At 45.3% G+C, this 4802-nt stretch carries 3 protein-coding genes and 2 pseudogenes; 3 read left to right on the forward strand and 2 right to left on the reverse strand.

Annotation, left to right across the window (positions count from 1 at the left end):
- The 3 genes and pseudogenes from CV945_RS17685 to CV945_RS16235 form a co-directional block, all read left to right on the forward strand.
- Positions 1-215, forward strand: a 215-nt coding sequence (locus CV945_RS17685; protein ID WP_232722281.1) for a hypothetical protein, incomplete at its 5' end; no start/stop codon positions are given.
- A 328-nt stretch (positions 216-543) separates the two neighbouring features.
- Positions 544-2201 (forward strand): annotated as a pseudogene (locus CV945_RS16230) (IS1634 family transposase).
- A gap of 128 nt (positions 2202-2329) precedes the next feature.
- Positions 2330-2581 (forward strand): annotated as a pseudogene (locus CV945_RS16235) (ATP-binding protein); the annotation flags it as partial.
- Between the two features lie 86 nt (positions 2582-2667).
- Here the strand turns inward: CV945_RS16235 and CV945_RS16240 are convergent.
- A complete protein-coding gene (locus tag CV945_RS16240) occupies positions 2668-3255 on the reverse strand; it encodes a winged helix-turn-helix domain-containing protein (RefSeq protein WP_021322671.1) in 588 nt (195 codons plus the stop codon).
- Positions 3252-4559 (reverse strand): MFS transporter, encoded by a 1308-nt coding sequence (locus CV945_RS16245; protein WP_128721765.1) that lies wholly within the window; start codon positions 4557-4559, stop codon positions 3252-3254. The genes CV945_RS16240 and CV945_RS16245 overlap by 4 nt, the downstream gene beginning before the upstream one ends.
- Between the last annotated feature and the right edge of the window lie 243 nt (positions 4560-4802).

Below are 4802 nucleotides of genomic sequence, written 5' to 3' on the forward strand. Positions count from 1 at the left end.
ACGTCCTGTTGAACTGTTTGCGCCTATTCTTCATTATGGGAAGAAAAGGGGGATTTTCATGCCCGGGTGGAGAGCAAAAATTGCTCATGGATCTTTTCCGTGAAAATGCACGTGCTTGGATTGGTCATTTTCATGCCCGGGTGGAGGGCAAAACGTTGCCCATGGATCTTTTCCGTGAAAATACGCACACCTTGATTAGTCATCTTTATGCCTGAAAGGAGGTGAGATAAATGAAATTGATCAAGAGGAAAAAAGTGGCTGATTTGACAGAAAAGAATATAATTATAAACCTGAGATGTAGTTGCTCGTAGTCAAACAATTTGATCTTTGTAGTCAGAATAATGATAATGCTTATTTTGTTCTCAAAAAGTCTGGAAAAGTCTTTTTGAGAACTCACATTTCGCACCCTCTCGGCAAAAATCGAGAGGATTTTTTTGTTCCGCCTCACATTTCGCACCCTCCCGACGAAAATCGGGAGGATTTTTTCATTCCGATGTCGAATGAATCCTTGACACACAAGGAACGTAAAGGAGTTTTTCTCTCATGAATGTGAAAGTCAAAGGGGTCTATCGTAATGATTATTTGAATATAATAAGTGTTCTAGTCAAAAAACTGGACCTCCCCCACTTGATTGACCATCCTGTGCCCGTCGATCCACAGTGCCAAACGCGAGTCAGCGATGCCGTTCAGGCCATCCTTTACAATCTATTTGACGGCCGGCAAGCCCTTGTTCACTTAGAACGATGGGCTCAGGAGATCGATCTAGAGAAACTCATTCGTCCCGGTCTCCATCCTTCCTGGTTGAACGACGATGCCTTGGCCCGTCATCTCGACCGCTTGTATGAGGCCGATATTCACAAGGTCATCAGCACTTGCTTGATTCACATTTATCACAAAGAAGGCCTTTCCCTCCGAGCCTTTCACGCCGATACGACAGACAAGACGGTTTACAGAGCCTATGAATCGGCCTCGTTAGAGGCTCTGCAGATCACACATGGCTACAACCGCCATCAGCATTGGCAAAAACAGATCGGCTTCGGACTGGTCGGCAACGAGGATGGCATCCCGTTTTACGGCGATGTGCACGACGGCAACCTGTCTGATAAAACATGGAATCCCGAGGTGCTGTCCCGTGTCCATGAACAGCTGAAGCAAGCCCACCTCGACGACGAATGGATTTACGTGGCCGATTCCGCCGCGATGACAAAAGACACCTTGGCGCAGACGAAAGCCGCCAACGCCTTTTTGATCACCAGAGGCCCTTCATCGCTCCGGATCGTGAAACAGGCGCTCGCGGAGGCCGATTCGCCTCACATCACGTGGAGTAAACCCTTTACCCTAGCGGAGAGAAACGGCGCCACGCATCGGGTATGGGAAACGGCCTCGACCTATGAAGGCCACTCGGTTCGGCTGATCGTCGTCGAATCGAGCGCGCTCGACCAGCGCAAAGGAAAAACGCTCGAAAAAGAGCGGGCGAAAGAAGCGGAGCTTCTTCGCGAGGAACAAGAGCGTTGGGAGCGCCATCCCTTCTCCTGCCGGGAAGACGCCGAACAAGCCTTGACATCCCTCAAGGCGTCCCTTCGCCCCCGGTTTCATCGGGTCAACGCCGCGGTCAAAGAGATCGTGCGTCCGAAAAAACGGCGCGGACGGCCAAAAAAGGGGCGGAGCCCGAGACGGAGACGCTGTACACCCTTCACCTAAACGTCGAATTCAACCAACCGACATGGGAACAGGCAAGACGGAAAGCGTCCCGGTTTGTTCTCGTCACGACCGTTCCGAAGGAATGGAAGGGCCAACCCATGGATGCCCAAGAAATCTTGAAGCTGTATAAAGGGCAAATCTCGGTGGAAATGAACTTCGCGTTTTTGAAAGATCCGTTTTTCACAGATGAGATTTACGTCAAAAAACCGGAACGGGTCGCCGCATTGGGCTATTTGTTTCTGTTGGCCCTAGCGATTTACCGCGTTTTTCAGCGCCGGGTGCGCCAGTTCATCACACCCGAACACCCGTTAAAGGGCGCGGGAGGCCGCAAGTTGACACGGCCAACGGGACAGGCGATTTTTCAGCTGTTTCAATATGTGAACGTCATCCTGCTGGAGCTGCCAGACGGGCGCATCCAACGCGCACTCGATCGCCCCCTCAACCCGGACCAGCGAAGGATTCTGCAGGGATTGGGCATGGATGAGAGCATCTACGTGTAACGTGATACGGAACGACTAGCGATGGTAAAAAAAGGATTGCCATCGCTCGTCGTGTTGGTCAAAAAGTTATTCTGAAAAACTAAATAAAAAATCCTTTGTTTGGACTCTGTTAAGGTGCGAAATGTGAGTTAGATGAACTAGGATTTATTCCGTTTCATAAAGATGGGGCAGAATTGTTGTTCAGTTTAATTGCCGAGTGTTACGAACAGACGAGCATTATTGTCACATCGAACTTGGAATTTGGACAATGGAACACCATATTTGGGGATAAGCGTTTAACGGCCGCCATCATTGACCGATTGGTGCACCATGCCCATATTCTCACCTTTACGGGGGAAAGTTATCGATTGCGGCACGCTCTATCTAAAAAGAACCGATAAAATACGGGAACTGGCAAGGTTGTGCACAAATTCACCGCCATATTGTGTATTTTTTACTTGCCAAACACAGTCATTCCATGAGTCGGTTATTCCTCGTCCTCAATTTTGTAACTTAACAACACAAACACATACTTTCCTCGTTTGAAACGATCTTCTTCTTTTAAGGCTTCTTTCACTTTAGAGGGTAATTCCCGATTGTTCCCTCCCAACTGATGAAAGAGATGATGATGGGTGTGCAGCCATTCCTCTCCGGTCATATGATGGTAAGAGATGCTTAGTTCCACATGATGTTGATATTGGTTTAATTGCTTGTTTTCCTCCAATTCTTTTTCCAATAACGAGAGCCCTGTATAAACAGTATTTTTTAATTCTTTCATGAGCTCTGATTTGCTTTCTGACATCATTTTTTCATTCAGCATCACATTTGTATCGATGTCGTTATTTCTACGATAGGATTTTTCAATTAAATTTCCGACCTGCTTTTCGCCTGCAACCTCTAATAAGCCGTATTCCTCTAACTTTTTGACATGATAGTATAGCCTCGATGGTTTTTCATTTAATTTTTTCGCTAGTTCCTTCACCGTTAAGGCTTCGTTTTTCGTTAAGTCCAAAATTTTGTTTCGTTTTGGGTTAATCAAGATTTTGGCCAATTCCAAATCACTTAATTCTTTCATCCTTCTATGCTACTCCTTTCTGTGTTGAATGCAACTTGGCTCAATTGTCGATATCCTTGGAAGAGTGGATAAGTACAAGTTGTCAGTACGAGCAAGATGCCGCTCGTTGCGGTTGCGTAAACACTTCCGATCACATCGGCATACCAACCGCCTATCATGATTCCTAGCATTATGGGAAAATTGGAGAACGTCGTCATTAAAGCAGAACCGCTACCTCTTAATTCTTGCGGCACAATAGAGATAAACAAACTATTAATCGGCACATTCACCAACGCATTCAATACTCCTACCATAGTACACCAAGTATAGAGAGGAAAATCCCCCCAATTATGGACGAACACGTTCAAAGGCACAATACCCGCCATCCATACGCCAATAAGCATCATTCCTATCCATAATAATCGATTAGCTGGGATGGTTTGAAGCAACTTTGGTCCAAGTAAAGAACCTAAAATCGCTCCCACCCCTATGCTTGCCTCCAGAAAACCGAAGTGAGAAGGAGAGACATGAAAATGATGCAATAAAGCGCTGACAAGATTTGTATTCAAAATACCGATCACGAAGGATAATGGAATCATCATGAATAAGAAAAAACGCAAGATAGGTAACAGAAAAATGTCTCGGTATCCAGTCAAAGCATCCAGCCAATAACCGCTCTTTTTCTGCTTATGATGAAGGTATTCTTTAAACTTGATGCTCCAAATCAAAATGGCCGAAAGGAGAAATGTAGCGGCGTTAACCATAAAATTGATATCGTATCGTTCACTTAAAAGAAAAAGTCCCCCAATGGCCGGTGCAATTATTTGCATAGCCGATGCTGTTCCATTTGATAGCGCAATCGCCTCTGGAATTCGTTCCTTTGGGATAATGGACGGAACGATGGAAGATTGGGCAGGTACAAATAGCGCTGTCCCGATCCCATGCAATCCCAACAAAACGAGCAAGATGATGGGGGAGTGTGCAAAGGCAGCCATGCAAAGAACGATGATCATTCGATACAGGTCAGAGAACACCATCAGCCGCCGCTTAGAAAATCGATCAACAAGAGGACCGAATACTAAGCTCAAGACAGCAGTTGGGAACAATTGGACGAATATAACCATTCCGATGAGCAAAGAATGGCTGGATGACTTTCCGATGAGGTAAATGAGCGCTACCCTTGTTATGCCGTCGCCCAAATAGGATATGACTTGAGACAGCCACATGCGTAAATATAGACGATGATCAGATAATATAGAGAACATGGATCCACCACCTTTTTGTTCATCAAAATAAATTTTAATGGTAAAAAAATATTTTGTCAATAACCTTCAGTCTACTGGAGTGATTGAAGACTTTAGTCGGTTCATGAAAAAGCGGTTTTATACTTTTAAACCATTCATTGTTTTCATGAAACATTCAGTGTTCGAATCAATACAGGCAGGGGAGACCCAATGATTCTACTCATCAACTGTAGATGAGCATTTTTCATTACAATAATTTCCATGGTTAGAGAGACAAACAGGGTACCCCTTACGCGATACGGAGCTGTTTTTTGATCACATCAA

It is taken from the genome of Geobacillus sp. Manikaran-105 (genome assembly GCF_002809955.1).
GTDB classification, from domain to species: domain Bacteria; phylum Bacillota; class Bacilli; order Bacillales; family Anoxybacillaceae; genus Geobacillus; species Geobacillus thermophilus.